At 38.5% G+C, this 14,597-nt stretch carries 16 protein-coding genes; 5 read left to right on the top strand and 11 right to left on the bottom strand.

Annotation, left to right across the window (positions count from 1 at the left end; all coding sequences use genetic code 11):
• Positions 1-816: 816 nt before the first annotated feature.
• The 3 genes from CXF71_RS02910 to CXF71_RS02900 are packed head-to-tail and all read right to left on the bottom strand — an operon-like array spanning position 817 to position 5,157.
• Positions 817-1,578, bottom strand: a complete 762-nt coding sequence (locus tag CXF71_RS02910) for a phosphoadenylyl-sulfate reductase (protein WP_101231494.1) — start codon at positions 1,576-1,578, stop codon at positions 817-819.
• Positions 1,571-3,310 (bottom strand): assimilatory sulfite reductase (NADPH) hemoprotein subunit, encoded by a 1,740-nt coding sequence (cysI, locus tag CXF71_RS02905; RefSeq protein ID WP_101231493.1) that lies wholly within the window; start codon positions 3,308-3,310, stop codon positions 1,571-1,573. The genes CXF71_RS02910 and cysI overlap by 8 nt, the downstream gene beginning before the upstream one ends.
• Positions 3,310-5,157: an assimilatory sulfite reductase (NADPH) flavoprotein subunit gene (locus CXF71_RS02900; RefSeq protein ID WP_101231492.1), complete on the bottom strand. Its 1,848-nt coding sequence runs from the start codon at positions 5,155-5,157 to the stop codon at positions 3,310-3,312. The genes cysI and CXF71_RS02900 overlap by 1 nt, the downstream gene beginning before the upstream one ends.
• Positions 5,158-5,306: 149 nt before the next feature.
• Between CXF71_RS02900 and CXF71_RS02895 the strand changes: the two genes are divergently transcribed.
• Positions 5,307-5,960, top strand: a complete 654-nt coding sequence (locus tag CXF71_RS02895) for a lytic transglycosylase domain-containing protein (protein WP_101231491.1) — start codon at positions 5,307-5,309, stop codon at positions 5,958-5,960.
• Positions 5,961-6,053: 93 nt separating this feature from the next.
• Here CXF71_RS02895 and CXF71_RS02890 read toward each other — a convergent pair whose 3' ends face one another.
• From CXF71_RS02890 to CXF71_RS02875, 4 genes are all read right to left on the bottom strand, one after another.
• Positions 6,054-6,602 carry a PEP-CTERM sorting domain-containing protein gene (locus CXF71_RS02890; protein ID WP_101231490.1) on the bottom strand — a complete coding sequence of 183 codons (549 nt, stop codon included), beginning with the start codon at positions 6,600-6,602 and terminating at the stop codon, positions 6,054-6,056.
• 269 nt (positions 6,603-6,871) lie between these two features.
• Complete coding sequence (locus tag CXF71_RS02885) at positions 6,872-7,624, bottom strand: TIGR04219 family outer membrane beta-barrel protein (RefSeq protein WP_101231489.1); 753 nt, start codon at positions 7,622-7,624, stop codon at positions 6,872-6,874.
• 4 nt (positions 7,625-7,628) lie between these two features.
• The gene (locus CXF71_RS02880; protein WP_101231488.1) at positions 7,629-8,624 is read right to left on the bottom strand and encodes a DUF2333 family protein; all 996 of its coding nucleotides are present in this window, start codon (positions 8,622-8,624) and stop codon (positions 7,629-7,631) included.
• Positions 8,625-8,657: 33 nt separating this feature from the next.
• Entirely contained in the window at positions 8,658-9,101 is a 444-nt protein-coding gene (locus tag CXF71_RS02875) for a copper chaperone PCu(A)C (protein ID WP_101231487.1), read from the bottom strand.
• 99 nt (positions 9,102-9,200) lie between these two features.
• Here CXF71_RS02875 and CXF71_RS02870 point away from each other — a divergent pair, with 99 nt between their 5' ends.
• On the top strand, positions 9,201-9,938 hold the full coding sequence (locus CXF71_RS02870; RefSeq protein WP_101231486.1) for an enoyl-CoA hydratase-related protein: 738 nt from the start codon (positions 9,201-9,203) through the stop codon (positions 9,936-9,938).
• A 62-nt stretch (positions 9,939-10,000) separates the two neighbouring features.
• On the opposite strand, the gene CXF71_RS02865 is transcribed toward CXF71_RS02870, so the two are convergent.
• The 4 genes from CXF71_RS02865 to CXF71_RS02850 form a co-directional block, all read right to left on the bottom strand.
• On the bottom strand, positions 10,001-10,342 hold the full coding sequence (locus tag CXF71_RS02865; RefSeq protein WP_101231485.1) for a hypothetical protein: 342 nt from the start codon (positions 10,340-10,342) through the stop codon (positions 10,001-10,003).
• A 37-nt stretch (positions 10,343-10,379) separates the two neighbouring features.
• Positions 10,380-10,610 (bottom strand): PspC domain-containing protein, encoded by a 231-nt coding sequence (locus CXF71_RS02860; RefSeq protein ID WP_101231484.1) that lies wholly within the window; start codon positions 10,608-10,610, stop codon positions 10,380-10,382.
• Between the two features lie 101 nt (positions 10,611-10,711).
• Complete coding sequence (gene pspA, locus CXF71_RS02855; protein WP_101231483.1) at positions 10,712-11,374, bottom strand: phage shock protein PspA; 663 nt, start codon at positions 11,372-11,374, stop codon at positions 10,712-10,714.
• A gap of 14 nt (positions 11,375-11,388) precedes the next feature.
• A complete protein-coding gene (locus tag CXF71_RS02850; protein WP_101231482.1) occupies positions 11,389-11,742 on the bottom strand; it encodes a hypothetical protein in 354 nt (117 codons plus the stop codon).
• Between the two features lie 315 nt (positions 11,743-12,057).
• On the opposite strand from CXF71_RS02850, the gene acuR reads away from it, so the two are divergent.
• The 3 genes from acuR (at position 12,058) to CXF71_RS02835 (ending at position 14,576) form a co-directional block, all read left to right on the top strand.
• Entirely contained in the window at positions 12,058-12,681 is a 624-nt protein-coding gene (gene acuR / locus CXF71_RS02845) for an acrylate utilization transcriptional regulator AcuR (protein WP_101231481.1), read from the top strand.
• A 46-nt stretch (positions 12,682-12,727) separates the two neighbouring features.
• A complete protein-coding gene (acuI, locus tag CXF71_RS02840) occupies positions 12,728-13,711 on the top strand; it encodes an acrylyl-CoA reductase (NADPH) (protein WP_101231480.1) in 984 nt (327 codons plus the stop codon).
• Between the two features lie 208 nt (positions 13,712-13,919).
• Entirely contained in the window at positions 13,920-14,576 is a 657-nt protein-coding gene (locus tag CXF71_RS02835; RefSeq protein ID WP_101231479.1) for a nitroreductase family protein, read from the top strand.
• The last annotated feature ends 21 nt before the right edge of the window (positions 14,577-14,597 follow it).

The raw sequence follows: 14,597 nt of genomic DNA, 5'->3' as shown, positions 1-14,597 counted from the left end.
TGCTCGGTTTCGCTTCGCTACACATTTTAGCAAACAATTAGCAGCCCCTTAAATGGGCGTTATCGATAAAAAATCTAATCCAAAGTGCTGTTTGACGTTAGTAAACTAATGACCGCTTTGTGGTAAAAGGGATCGTTAAATAAATCGGCAAGAGTAAATTTAAATGATTTGTCGCGGTGGCGACGACACCTAAGGGGCGTTACACGCCAAAAGCCCCTTGGAACCCCATGGCGCTGCTAACAAACGTGTTCTTCAATACACTCAAGTGTTATCGACGTAACAGCGCTGATGGCACATCCATGTTCCTACAGCGCTTTGTTCATCATCCCTGATGAACATACGTGAACACTTGCATTCATTTCAGCGTTTGTTCAAGCAGACTGGTTGCTTGTGTCATCTATGGTCATATCTAACAGTTCAAAAGCTCTTAGCTCGTTATTAGACTTTGCTGCTGCCAAGCACTCCAAACCCCATCTCAGTGAATAAATATCAATTTTGTAAAGTGTCAGTCAAGCTGAGCCATGGATGGCGAAGACTGCCGCTTTTCAGGGACGAATATCGGCAGGTATTGACTGTAAACTCAAAATTGATGATTTATGTTTTCACTGAGTGGGCGTCGCAGGGGTTCCAAGGGGAGGCGCGGCGGTACGTGCCCCTTGGGTGTGGTCGCCACCGCGACGTCAAGCAGAAAGATAAAACTCCAAGCCTGTCGTAAGCTGTTAAATAAGGACAAATACTGGGCATAAAAAAAGCTAAAATAGTTTTCTCCTTTAGCTTTATATGACGATCTAATTATTTACTATATTTAAGCAAAAACTAAATACCATCACCATCTGTATGCAAACCACATTCACGTTGACCACCGCCAAAGCGAGTATCACTTTCACTCATACCAAGCGTTAATGGTTTGGTACTGTGTACATCACCAACTGAAACATAGCCTTCATCCCAAAGTGGGTGATAAGGCAAGTTGTGCTTAGTAAGGTATTCATGCACATCTTTATTGGTCCAATCAATTATTGGATGAACTTTATAACGGCCACGCAGTGTGCCCACTACAGATAAACCTTCTCGGTGAGTCGATTGTTGACGACGGACACCAGAAAACCAAGTGCTAGCTTCTAGCTCAGATAAACCACGCTCTAAAGGTTCTACTTTATTGCGGCGATTATATGCTTTCAGCGCATCATCACTTTTTGTCCACTCTTCACCGTGCTTGGCAAGTTGCCATGCAGCACTTTCTTTTGCTTGATACACTTGTAAGTTCAAGTTTAAGCGATCAGTCATTTGCTCAATGAAACGATAGGTTTCAGGAAATAAATGACCCGTATCAGTGATTAATACCGGAATATTACTATCTACTTGGGTAAGTAAGTGCAACATTACCGCCGATTGAATACCAAAACTAGACGATAAAACAAACTTGCCTGGCAAGTTTTCCATCGCCCACTCAGTACGAGTGATCGCAGATTGTTTTTCAAGAGACTGATTCCACTCACCCAGCGACGCGCTAGGAAAGATAAGATCTAAGGAGCCAGTAGACACCTTCTCTGCAACGTCTGTTGCGGTATTAAGCATGGTGAAAATCCCTAAAGCTAACAATAACTTGTTCAACAATGCCAACGCGAATGACAAAATCGCCAAATGCTTCAGCTTCAAGACGTTCTGCTGACCAACGGGCACTCAATGCATCGATTTCACTTAATACGGCTGCTTCATCAAGGTTTTCTTTATATAATTTAGGTACCCGAGAGCCAGCTAAATCACTACCTAAGTACATATTGTACTTACCTGGACCTTTACCAATTAAACCAATTTCAGCAAGCATGGCGCGTCCACAACCATTTGGACAACCAGTAACGCGTAAAATAATACTTTCGTCTTTTAAGCCATTTTTGGTGAGAATAGCTTCAACATCATCAACTAAACCTGGCAAGTAGCGTTCTGCTTCAGCCATCGCGAGTGGACACGTAGGGAAAGCAACACAAGCCATTGAACTCTTACGTTGATTAGACACACCATCGTTGATTAAGCCATGGTCACGAGCAAGTTGTTCAATAACTGCTTTATCTGCTTGTGCAACACCAGCAACAATAAGGTTTTGGTTTGCAGTTAAACGGAAATCACCTTGATGAATCTTGGCGATTTCAAGCATACCAGTCTTTAAAGTTTTGCCAGCGAAGTCTAAGATACGACCATTTTCAATAAATAACGTTAAATGATGTTTACCATCAATACCTTCAACCCAACCAAAGCTGTCGCCACGGTGAGTGAACTTATATGAGCGAGATTCAGAAAATTTAACACCAGCGCGTTTTTCAACTTCAGCTTTAAAGGTGTCAACACCCACTCTATCTAAAGTATATTTAGTCTTAGCGTTTTTACGGTTAACACGGTTACCCCAATCACGTTGAACAGTTACAACCGCTGCAGCAATCGCTAACGTATGTTCTTTTGCAATGAAGCCAAAGTCATCAGCACAACGAGGATAAGTGCCTTTATCGCCATGCGTCATGGCTAAACCACCACCCACAAGTACGTTAAAACCAATTAATTCACCGCCTTCACTAATAGCTACAAAGTTTAAATCGTTAGCATGAACATCAATGTCATTATTTGGTGGAATGACTACGGTTGTTTTAAACTTACGTGGTAAGTAATTACTACCTAAAATAGGCTCTATTTCATCAGCTTCAGTTGTTTCAACTTTCTCTTCATCTAACCAAATTTCGGCATAAGCACGCGTTTTTGGTAGTAAATGTTCACTGATTTTCGTGGCCCATTCATACGCTTCTTGATGTAGAGCAGATTCAACAGGATTAGAAGTACAAAGTACGTTTCGATTTACATCACCAGCAGTGGCAATAGAATCAAGACCAACGCTATTTAATGTTTGGTGCATCAACTTTATATCAGGCTTTAATACACCGTGAAACTGAAATGTTTGACGTGTCGTTAAGCGAATACTACCGTAAGAAGTATAATCATCAGCAAATTTATCAATAGCCAACCATTGTGTTGGGTTGATAATACCACCGGGTAAACGGGCTCTAAGCATGACATTGTGTAATGGTTCTAACTTTTGCTTTTGACGCTCAGCACGAATATCACGGTCATCTTGTTGGTACATACCATGAGTACGAATCAACTGGAAATTATCGCTAGTAAAGCCACCTGTCATTCTATCTTGCAGGTCTTCTTTGATTGTACCGCGTAGGTAATCGCTTTCCGCTTTTAAACGTTCATTATCGGCCTGTTTACCTTCAACAACCAATACTGGGTTTTCAACTTTGGTGAAATTGTTGCTCATTAGTAAACATCCTTCTGGTAACGCTTATTAGATCTCAATGATTTTAAATAGTCTTCAGCTTGTTCGGCGCTTAATTTTCCGTGGTCTTGAATAATTTCCACCAATGTTTGATGAACATCTTTAGCCATGCGATTCGCATCACCACAAATATATAAGTGTGCACCACGCTCTAACCAAGCAAACACTTCAGCCGCTTGCTCTTTTAAGCGATCTTGTACATAGATTTTTTCCGCTTGATCACGAGAGAAGGCTACGTCCATACGTGTTAACAAGCCTGATTTTAAATAGTTTTGCCATTCAACTTGGTATAAGAAATCTTGTGTGAAGGTTTGGTCACCAAAGAACATCCAGTTATCACCCGTTGCATCACGCGATTCACGCTCTTGCATGAAAGCTCTAAACGGTGCTACACCGGTTCCAGGACCAATCATAATAACTGGCGTATCGTCTGATAGTGGTAAACGGAAGTTATCGTTATGTTCAACAAATACACGTACTTTTTGACCTTCTTCAAGGCGTTGACATAAGAAACCTGAAGCACCACCGGTTCGGGTATCACCGTTAGCATCATAGCTAACGACACCAACAGTTAAATGTACTTCTGCTTCTACTTCAGATTGAGCTGAAGCGATTGAATATAAACGTGGCGTGATTTTACGTAAAGCGTTGACAAAGCTTTGAGCATCAACGTCAGCCTTAGCTGAGTTCACGACATCAATAATTTGATGCTCACCAGCAAACTCACGCGCTGAATTTTTATCACTGGCGACGGCAAGTAATTTACTGTCTTGGGAGTGTTGTGCCCAAAACTCAATAAATGCTGGTGCCGTTTGCGTAATTTCTAATTGGCTAACTAACGCTGCTTGTAATGAAAGTTCTTGTACTTCACCAGATACTTTTAGCGTGATTTTTTCATCGCCAGAAAAGTTAAGTTCAGTAAGTAATTTAGCAACAAGAGTTTCGTCATTTTCAAACCAAACACCTAAGGCATCACCTACTTGGTAAGTTAATCCTGACTCAGCTAAGTCTATCTCAATGTGACGAACATCTTTCGCTGAATCACGACCGGTAATTTTTTGGCTTAATGAGAATTCAGCAGCAAATGGGTTTTGTTTTGAATACTGGCTAGTAGCGCCAGCGGTTGGTAAATCGCCAATATAACTAACAGGCGTTAAACCGGTATCGGCTTGTGTTAATTCATCTTTAAGTGATTCAACAATACTTAAGGTCCAGCTTTCGCATTCACTATCATAATCAACATCACAGTCTAAACGTGGCGCAACTTGTTTTGCACCTAAGGCTTGTAGACGTTCATCAAAGTCTTTACCTGTTTGGCAGAAAAATTCATAGCTACTATCACCCAATGCTAATACGCTGTAATTTAAGTTAGGTAATTTAGGCGCTTTTTTGCCGAGTAAGAACTCATGAAACTCAATTGCGTCATCAGGCGCTTCGCCTTCACCATTAGTACTGGCTACAATGAGTAAATGGCTTTCATTTTTTAATGATTTGGCTTTATAGTCAGCAATATTTTTAAGAACAACAGTAATGCCTGCCGCTTTAGCGCTTTTCTCAAGCTGGCTAGCAACACCTTTAGCATTACCTGTTTGCGACGCATATAAAATAGTGAGTGTTTTCGCAGCAACCGGTGTAGCAACAGGTGCTAGCTGGGCATGGTGGCCTTGCTCGCTTTTCGCTGCTAAATAACCACTTGCCCAAGCAAGTTGTAGTGAAGAGTAATCAGCAACGCTTTGTTGTAGTGAAGCTAGTTGATTAGCATCTAAGGCACTACTATTGTTTGCTGAATTTGATGTATTTTGATTTAATAAGCGCTGCTCTGGCAACATAACTATTTCACCCATGTCAATTGATGGGTGAAGAATAGACAAATTCTAGTCAGATCAAAAGGAATAGATAGCGATTTTTTATTCCAAAATAGAATATAGGATTGTGAAATAATTTTATTAACGTTACGTACACTGCACAGGGAGGCTGTATGAGGATAATTTCAAAGAATAAATTGCAATATTACAGCTTTATTTCGCTCTATATTTTAGCTACTTTTATTAGTCACAGCAATGCTTCAGAAAAAAAGACTACGGATATTTACACTTATAAGTCAACTTCAGGAGTGACCTCTTTTTCTGATATTGAACCAATAGATGTCAATTTCAGTCGTTACCGGGTTGATTGTTATGCCTGTGAAGTCGACTCATTGATTGATTGGCGCAAAGCCAAGCTTTATTTGCAGCCTTATAAGAATGATATAAACCAGGCGGCACTAAAATATGGGATTGATCCTGCCTTTGTACGGGCCGTTATTCATGCGGAATCTCATTTTAACCCGCAAGCAACCTCGAAGCAGGGGGCGCAAGGATTAATGCAATTAATGCCCGCTACTGCTAGAGAATTAGGTGTAAAGAATTCATTAAGTGCTCAACAGAATATTAAAGGCGGTGTTAAGCATTTAGCACGTTTACTGAAGAAATATAAAGGTGATAATAAATTAGCCTCGGCAGCATACAATGCAGGAGAGGGGGCCGTAAAAAGATATGGTGGTATTCCGCCTTATAAAGAAACCGAAGTATATGTTGAGCGGGTTGGTATTTTACATAAACGTTATGGTCGATTCTCTCATGTCACAAACTAGCACTGAGAACACAGTAGAAATTTGCTATAAGTAATAAAAAAGCCGTGGCTACTTATCATAGTCACGGCTTTTTCTGTCTGAATGGTCAGTTTTTTAGTTACTTTTACGTCGAGATAAACCTAATAAAGCTAAAGCAAATAAAGAAATAGTCATCGGTTCAGGGATGGGAGTACTTTGAGATTGAATTGGGTTAGCATCAAATTCGTCAACATGGCTAACTTTACCAATATGGAATTTTTGAACAGATAATAAGTCAATACCAGCATCAGAAAAATCAATGACGCCATAAGCTAAATCACCAACATTTTCATATAATAAATGAGTATCTACGCCAGTATTACCAACACCAAATTTTAATAAAAAATAGCTAGGGTTGTTAATAAGGTGAGTTGAGTAGACGTCAGTCTCATTCTCAATTAATGTCCAGTCGCTGCCTGTTGATGTATATTTATCATCTAGAGTAATTGTCTGATCGTTTAAGATATCACGTACCCAACTTAATTCGACACCATCACCGCTATTTTGTAATGTTGCTTTAGCAATAAAATTATCTACACCACCAACATCTACTAATAGAGTGGCAGAACTATGAGTCGAAACAAAAAGTGAAATGGCAAAAACTACAATAGAACTAAACTTCATGAAATATCCCTTTAAATCATTATATCTCCTGGTTAAGCACAAAACGTACCATTATGGTAACTTGCTTATTTACAACGGGTTATGCGGATTTTGATGGTTTGTGATAAATTATCGTAAAAAAAGCTGACAGTGTTACTGATTATGGCTGCTACGGGTTTTACAGTGCTTTGGGGGAGGAGAGTTAAGTATTCAGAGGAAGTAAAAAATAAGGCCGTGAATATTTGCATATACACGACCTTAATTATATTTTTCTTCTAGGGGCTACTTCATTAGAAATGAACAACAGCACCGGCAAAGAAACCGTCATACGTTAAATCACTGTAGAAATCGTCTATGTCATTTATTTCCATTTTAACGGTACGGTAGCCAAACGTTACGTCAAAATCGACTGCAAGGTTATCTAAAATTGCATAGCTCACGCCAATTTGTGCATCATAAACAGTTTGGTCGTCATAGCTCATAAAGTTAGCTTCTGCGAAGATATTTAAACCGGTAAAAGGTAGACCAATAATCGTTGAAACATACGCCATTGGGATAATACCAGACACATCAAGATCACTGCTATTATTGTCTGATTCAGTTACTTTAATGTAAGTATCAAGATCACGCGCCGTTAAACCAAAATCAAAGGTTAACAAATCATTGTCAAAAACTTCATAATAAAGCGTGTAATCAACAAAATTGGCGTCAAACGTGGTATCTAACGTCTCATTAGCGCTATATGATTTACCACCGAAAGAGAAGGTACTTGCTATTTGAGTACCACCAACCGTATCAAGTGTGGTTGAAGCGATTTTTATGTTTGGAATTAATGGAATTGGGTGTTCAAAGGCAACATAGAAGCTACCTTGGTTTTTATCATCAAATTCAAAAACTGATTGATTATCAGTGCCTTCACCAAAACTACCACTGGCTTCGTTAGCCCAAACTTGGCCACCGATATATAAACCTAATAAAGTATCGGCCTGAGCACTACCACACATTAAAGCTGCTACGCTGGCAGCTAATAAAGTTTTTTTCATGTTGTTATCCTTTAGTTAAAAGTTCATTTAAATCGATTAATGCTGCATTAGCGCGAGAAATATAGTTAGCCATTACCAATGAGTGATTGGCAACAAGGCCAAAGCCACTCCCGTTTAACACCATTGGGCTCCATAAGGACTCTTGGCTTGCTTCGAGCTCACGAATAATTTGTTGTAAGCTAATTTTGGCATTCTTATTTTCTAACACACTATTAAAATCTATCTCAATTGCTCTCAGTAATTGTAGTAAGGCCCAAGTAGCACCTCTGGCTTCATAGAAAACGTCATCAATTTTCCACCAATCGGTTTGTAATTGTAAATGAGAAACACCTTGGCTTGATTGCTCGGCAGTTTTATCACCAGCTAAGTCAGTATTTACCTGCTCACGGCCAACACTCATACTTAAACGATGTGAGTAACTGCCTAAACGTTTTTGCACTTCTTCAATATAGGCACGTAAATTATCAGCACGAGCGTAGAATTGTGCTTTTTGATTGCCGTTAGTGCTAACTAATGCAGAACGATAAGCGTAGAGTTGTTTAATTGCTTCACTGTATTCAGATTCTGCACTAGGTACTGCCCAGTTTTTGCTATCGATATTAAAGCGAGGCTGTGCTTCTTGTAAATGCTTGTTCACTAATGATTGTGATTGTGAACGGCTAAAATCTTTGCGCATAACTAAAGCCATATCACGTACCATCTCTAATACACCAAACTCCCAAGCAGGCATATTATCTAAGAAAAGTGAGGGAGGTATAATGTCATTTGATAAATAACCACCAGGCTTATTCAATAACGCTTCGCTAACTTTGATTAAGGCAGTGGTAGTGGTATAGCCAACGACAGGTGCAACATTTTCAGCTTTAGCTGCTTGCGTTACTTCAGCGTGAATATTGATAGATAAAGGCTCACTACTCCAATAAACGCCAATGCCGTATAAAAGAAAAAATAGGCCGGTAAAAGCCCAGACAACTAATTTTGTAGAAAACATTGTTTTCATATCCACTCCAAGGATGAGGTTGTTGATATTGTACTATTTATATCGGTAAACAGGTAATTGAATATTAACTTTAGTTTTATTTGAGAAATATAAGGTTAATGGGATAACATCTTTTTCATTAACCTGCTGTTTTAATGAGAAAATCATTAAGTGCAATCCCGATGGTTGCAGAACTACTTTACTGCCAGCGTCGATGATAATTTCCCCCACCTCACGCATACGCATCATACCATCAGACATGCTGTGCTCATGAATTTCAATACGATCTGATATTGTGCTACTGATCTTTTGTAACGTAATCGCTTTAGCACCCGAATTGCTTATTGCCATATAGGCGGCAGTTATCTCACTTCCCGGTATGCTTGCTTTAATATAGCCATCGGAAACACTAATCTCGCTAGATGCAAAGGTATTATTTGCCATACCGAGCAACAAGACGAACAAAATAAAGCATTTACCATAGTGAATATTTTTCATTGTAACTATACATCCCTGCTAACAAACATTAAGGTTTGACTATACCCTAGACCTTTTCCCAATTCTATTGGTAAACCTTTGAAACTAAACTGGTGAAAAATGAATGATTTAATTTTAACAACAGAAAAACAAGGTGTATTTATAATTACCTTGAATCGTATTGATAAAAAAAATGCGCTAACTAACGATATGTATAAGCAACTTTGTCAGCATTTTTCTTATGCAGAACAAACAGCAAGTATTCATTGTGTGGTCATTCAAGGAAACGAAAATTGCTTTTGTGCGGGTAATGACCTCAATGACTTTATGCAGTGTTCGACCAATGATGAACTAGCTGCACTTGAATTTGTTAAAGTACTGTCAGTGTTTACTAAACCACTTGTTGCGGGTGTTGCAGGCGTTGCTGTTGGTATTGGCACCACGCTGTTATTGCATTGTGATATGGTGATTGCGGCCGATAATAGTAAATTTAAACTGCCTTTTACTCAACTTGGTCTATGTCCTGAAGCTGGCTCTAGTTTGTTATTAACTCAAAAAGTGGGTCCCAATAAAGCTTTTGAATTAATGGTATTGGGTAACACTTTTAATGCAGAGCAAGCATTAAGTTATGGCATTACTAATCAAACCTGTCAGCCAAATGAATTATTAGCACTAACTGCCGAAGTTGCCCAAGCAATTGCTAACTTGCCTGTTGAGTCAGTAATGACCAGTCGACGGTTAATTCGTCAAGCAAATAAATTAGCATTAAGCCAGGTAATTAGTGATGAAAGCCAAGCGTTTTCTCATCTAGTTAACTCACAAGAATGCAAAAATATCCTCGCTAAGTTTTTTAAATAAAACTACGCGGTATGCTTTGAGCTTACCTTGCCCTGCTAAATTATGGTTAGTTCTTGTAAACACTAAGCATACTGCTTAGTGTTTTTATTACGACTAAACAGCCAGATAACGACGGCCATTAATAAAATTGGCCAAAATACACCTACCGTCACCATGGCAATACTACCGAATAAAACCAAACCAATAAAAATTAGACTACCAAAAACACTTAATACAATCGCTAAGGCAATAATAACCAAGAGCACAACAACTAAAGCTGAAACACCGATGGCTTTTAGAGGCTCAATCACTTCACCGTCCATCATCACATGCAGATTCATTAGCTCTAACATACCAACACCAAAAACATAGGTTAAGAAAATAGTTGCTAAAATTGCTAATGTTAACGATTTTAAAAAGCTCATTATGTCCTCACTTACTTAAGATAAAAGATTATCTCGATTAATAATATTTGCTATTAGGTAACAACATACTTGCTACGACGTAAGCTACACCCGTTACTACGGGTAACATGATCAATGCGGCAATAGCGGCAATACGCACAGCTAAGCGAGGGAACTCATAATGTTTGGCGATACCTGCACAGACACCAGTCAATTTTTTATTTACTACGTCTTTATGCAATGTTTGACGAACATTTTTTATACTTGAATATTCTCTATCGTATCTCATGGGAACTCCTTGGTTATACAATCTTACTTTTACATAGGTACTTTTTAAAATGGCTGCCCTCGCCTAAACGAGGGGCTACTACAACTATGCGTTTGAGATAATTAGCCGTTAACAACCTTCTTTTTCATTTCGGCTAATTCAGCTTCAACACTGTCGTCTTGCTCAAGTTCTGATATCTGTGCTGATAAATCTTTATTTTCTGTTAAATCATACGATTCAACCTGAGCTTCAAGACGATCAATTTTCTGCTGATACCGTTCAAATTTGGCCATTGCTTCATCGATATTGTGAATAACGGCTTTTTCACGTACTTTTAACCTGACTTCAGCTGACTCTTGACGCAGCAGTAACGCTTCTTGACGACGTTTAGCTTCATTAAGTTTATCTTGTAAGCGTTGAGCATCTGCTTGTATTGCTGATAACAAATCAGTTAATTGTGCATTTTCATCATCGAGTTGAGTGAGTTCAGTTTGGCACTTCTGCTTTTGTACCAGTGCTGATTTAGCGAGATCTTCACGACCTTTACTTAAAGCAAGTTCTGCCTTGTCATGCCAGTGCGATACACCTTCTTGAGTCGCTTTAACTTTTCTTGCTAAGGTTTTTTGTTCCGCAATATTTTTGGCGGCGGTTGAACGAACTTCAACTAATGTTTCTTCCATTTCGCCAATGATCAAACGAATCATTTTCTCTGGATGCTCTGCTTTGTCTAACATACTGTTTAAGTTTGCATTGATAATGTCGGTAAAACGGCTGAATAATCCCATAATTTATCTCCTACTTAGTTTGATTTTAGTTGTAATGAATGAGTGTTTTCTTTGTTCTCTGAAGGCTTTGCCAATTTCACCTCTTTCTTTTCGGCTAACCAAGTCGTCGTATTATTCAGTGAAAATTTGGCAGTAAATGATTTAATTTCACTATTAATTGATTGCTGTAATTGCGTATTTAAATCAGTAATCATTTTTTCTCCTTGGGCAACAACAAAGTTGCTTACGGCATTTTCAACACTTGTTACTGGTGTTGCATTAACACTAGTACTTAGCGTGGCACCAATTAAAGAGCCGGTAAGTATTAGCGCAAGGCTTACATCTTTAATTGTGCTGCTAGTTTTTTTAGTCATGTTAAATGTGCTCATAATAAATTCCTTCTAGTTTTGGTATCTACTTGTTAGTTTTTGATGTTGTGGTAAACATCGTCTTGCTTGAACTTAGTATTACAAGTGTTGTGCCAACGCGAATGAATAAATTAAATAACTGATATATATAGGTTATTTATTATTGTTATCTTTGTGTGGAAATATGCTTTTTTAGAACGATTTAACTTTTTAGTCAAATTGACTAACTAAATAGTACATTTGACTAGTTGTTTTTTTATTTGTTATTTAGTTTGTTTAGCTTTCAATACAAATTAGTGATTGCAATTAAATAGACGATCGGTCTAATATAAAATCATGAAAAATGATAATGATATAAAACGTAGAGGTAGACCTGCCAAATCTGGCCGAGATACTAGCCAAACTAAAGCTGAACTTATAAGCAGTGGCGTTGAACATTTTACGCAATTTGGTTTTGCTTCATCTGGTTTAGAGCAGATATTAAAAAAAGTATCTGTCCCTAAGGGCTCTTTCTATTATTACTTTGCCAATAAAGAAGTCTTTGGTTTGGCGGTGATTTCTCATTATGACGGTTACTTTTGCCGTAAACTTGATACGCATTTAAAAAATGAGCAGCTACTTTTACAGCAAAGATTGATGAGTTTTGTTGATGATGCTAAAGCGGGTATCGAAAAATATCATTTTAATCGTGGCTGCTTAGTTGGCAATCTAGAACAAGAAATTGCTGTATTACCCAATAGTCACCGCGATAAGTTAGTCATGGTGATGCAAGGCTGGCAACGTAAAATAGCTGATCACCTAAATTTACTTTGTCCAGAGGTTGAACAACAAGAGTGTCAGTTGCTCGCTGAGTTCTTTTGGATTGGCTGGGAAGGTGCAGTAAGTCGCTGTAAATTGATGCAAAGCACTCAACCGATTGATCTATTCATCAATCATTTTTTAAAGTTACTTGTTAGATAATATTTTTTTAATAATTAATAGACGATCGGTCTATATTGGAGTTCATATGTTTAAATGTTTACTAGTAAATAAAGATGAAGACGGTTACAGAACATCGATCACTGAATTACCAGAGGAAAGTTTATCTCAAGGTAATGTCTTAGTGAACGTCCTATATAGCACGCTTAATTACAAAGATGCGCTAGCTATAACCGGTAAGGCCCCAGTAATCAGAAGCTTTCCGATGATACCAGGGATAGATTTTAGTGGCATCGTTGAACACAGTGAAAGTGATGAATTTAAGGTTGGCGATAAAGTGTTACTAAATGGCTTTGGCGTCGGTGAAAAGCACATGGGTGGTTTATCACAAAAAGCGAAAGTAAATAGTGATTGGCTAATACCTCTACCTGAAAGTATTTCACCAGTGCAGGCCATGTCAATTGGTACCGCAGGTTATACTGCTATGTTGTGTATTTTGGCATTAGAAAAAAATGGCATTACTCCCGCCAGTGGTAAAATTCTTGTTACCGGTGCTACTGGTGGTGTGGGTAGCTTTGCGGTAAAACTACTTTCGCTAATGGGTTACTCGGTTGTTGCCTCAACAGGTAGTAGTGAGCAACATGATTATTTAACTGATTTAGGCGCGATTGAGATTATTGATAGAGCAGAATTATCAGCTCCAGGTAAACCATTAATGAAAGAAAAATGGGCTGGCGCAGTTGATTCTATCGGTAGTCACACCTTAGCGAACGTTTGCGCAAGTATTCAATATGGTGGCGCAGTCGCCGCGTGTGGTTTAGCACAAGGCATGGATTTACCAGCCTCAGTTGCTCCTTTTATTTTACGCGGGGTTTCATTATTAGGCATTGATAGCGTGATGCGCCCTAGAGCAGATAGAGTGGCAGCATGGAAAAAATTATCGGAAATATTACCAGCAACGGAAATGGAATCGATAGCAACAGTTATTGGCTTAGAAGCATCCATTGAGGTGGCGGAAAAATTACTCAATGGCGACGTAACGGGACGTGTTGTGGTTGATGTGAATAAGTAATTCTATAGCGGCTATTTTTACTTATTTCTACGTTAAATTCACTTGCAATAGACAAGCTATTGGCGCGTAAATTTTCCTGATATAAGCCAAAATATCACACTATAGAGATCTGTAAATAAATCTATATAATGGTAAAACTACATATTAAACCGAGTTGAGGTTATGTAGCTTTACCTTATTTTATATACATAATTTAGATGGAATCACTATGACTCACCCTATTATCGAAGATCTTACTAGCCGTCATACGGTGAAAAAATACGATGCTACCAGAAAAATCCCAGCGGCAGATCTTGATATCTTATTCGAAGCAATGCGTCTTTCAGCTTCGTCTATTAACTCACAGCCTTGGAAGTTTATCGTACTAGAAAGTGATGAAGCAAAAACGCGCATGAGTAAAACATTTGCAAATATGCATGAGTATAATAAGAAACATGTTTTTGATAGCTCGCAGGTGATTCTTTTTGCTCATAATCCAAAATACACCCGTGACGATTACGCTAAGGTCGTTGATAAAGGTATTGAAGATAAACGAACACTATTAGAAAATAGAGAAGCAGCATTTGGTGTTTATCTATTTGCAGAACTTAATACAGCCGAAGATGGTGATACGAGTACTTGGACCAAAGCACAAACCTACCTTGCTTTGGGTAATACGCTGCATATACTTGCGCGTCTTAAAATTGATTCAACCCCAATGGAAGGTATTGATATTGATTTAGTAAATAAAGAGTTTAGGGCCGAGCTTGGTGGTTATCAATGTGATGTTGCATTAGCCATTGGTTATCATCACCCAGAAGCTGATTTTAACGCCAAGTTACCAAAATCACGCTTAGCCCTTAATGATGTTTTAGTGCGGATATAATAGCCGCTATCAGCGTTATTT

The sequence above is a fragment of the Colwellia sp. 12G3 genome (assembly GCF_002836775.1).
GTDB lineage: Bacteria > Pseudomonadota > Gammaproteobacteria > Enterobacterales > Alteromonadaceae > Colwellia.
The sequence above is the reverse complement of the archived record's forward strand: the minus strand, read 5'-3'. Positions and strand labels throughout refer to the sequence as shown.

Bases quoted from the DNA above. Each gene is read 5' to 3' on its own strand.
- CXF71_RS02865 (WP_101231485.1), bottom strand. From the start codon at position 10,342: ATGAGCTTTTTAAAATCGTTAACATTAGCAATTTTAGCAACTATTTTC.
- CXF71_RS02890 (WP_101231490.1), bottom strand. From the start codon at position 6,602: ATGAAGTTTAGTTCTATTGTAGTTTTTGCCATTTCACTTTTTGTTTCG.
- CXF71_RS02885 (WP_101231489.1), bottom strand. From the start codon at position 7,624: ATGAAAAAAACTTTATTAGCTGCCAGCGTAGCAGCTTTAATGTGTGGT.
- CXF71_RS02870 (WP_101231486.1), top strand. From the start codon at position 9,201: ATGAATGATTTAATTTTAACAACAGAAAAACAAGGTGTATTTATAATT.
- CXF71_RS02880 (WP_101231488.1), bottom strand. From the start codon at position 8,624: ATGAAAACAATGTTTTCTACAAAATTAGTTGTCTGGGCTTTTACCGGC.
- CXF71_RS02835 (WP_101231479.1), top strand. From the start codon at position 13,920: ATGACTCACCCTATTATCGAAGATCTTACTAGCCGTCATACGGTGAAA.
- cysI (WP_101231493.1), bottom strand. From the start codon at position 3,310: ATGAGCAACAATTTCACCAAAGTTGAAAACCCAGTATTGGTTGTTGAA.
- acuI (WP_101231480.1), top strand. From the start codon at position 12,728: ATGTTTAAATGTTTACTAGTAAATAAAGATGAAGACGGTTACAGAACA.
- CXF71_RS02875 (WP_101231487.1), bottom strand. From the start codon at position 9,101: ATGAAAAATATTCACTATGGTAAATGCTTTATTTTGTTCGTCTTGTTG.
- CXF71_RS02910 (WP_101231494.1), bottom strand. From the start codon at position 1,578: ATGCTTAATACCGCAACAGACGTTGCAGAGAAGGTGTCTACTGGCTCC.
- CXF71_RS02900 (WP_101231492.1), bottom strand. From the start codon at position 5,157: ATGTTGCCAGAGCAGCGCTTATTAAATCAAAATACATCAAATTCAGCA.
- acuR (WP_101231481.1), top strand. From the start codon at position 12,058: ATGAAAAATGATAATGATATAAAACGTAGAGGTAGACCTGCCAAATCT.
- pspA (WP_101231483.1), bottom strand. From the start codon at position 11,374: ATGGGATTATTCAGCCGTTTTACCGACATTATCAATGCAAACTTAAAC.
- CXF71_RS02860 (WP_101231484.1), bottom strand. From the start codon at position 10,610: ATGAGATACGATAGAGAATATTCAAGTATAAAAAATGTTCGTCAAACA.
- CXF71_RS02850 (WP_101231482.1), bottom strand. From the start codon at position 11,742: ATGAGCACATTTAACATGACTAAAAAAACTAGCAGCACAATTAAAGAT.
- CXF71_RS02895 (WP_101231491.1), top strand. From the start codon at position 5,307: ATGAGGATAATTTCAAAGAATAAATTGCAATATTACAGCTTTATTTCG.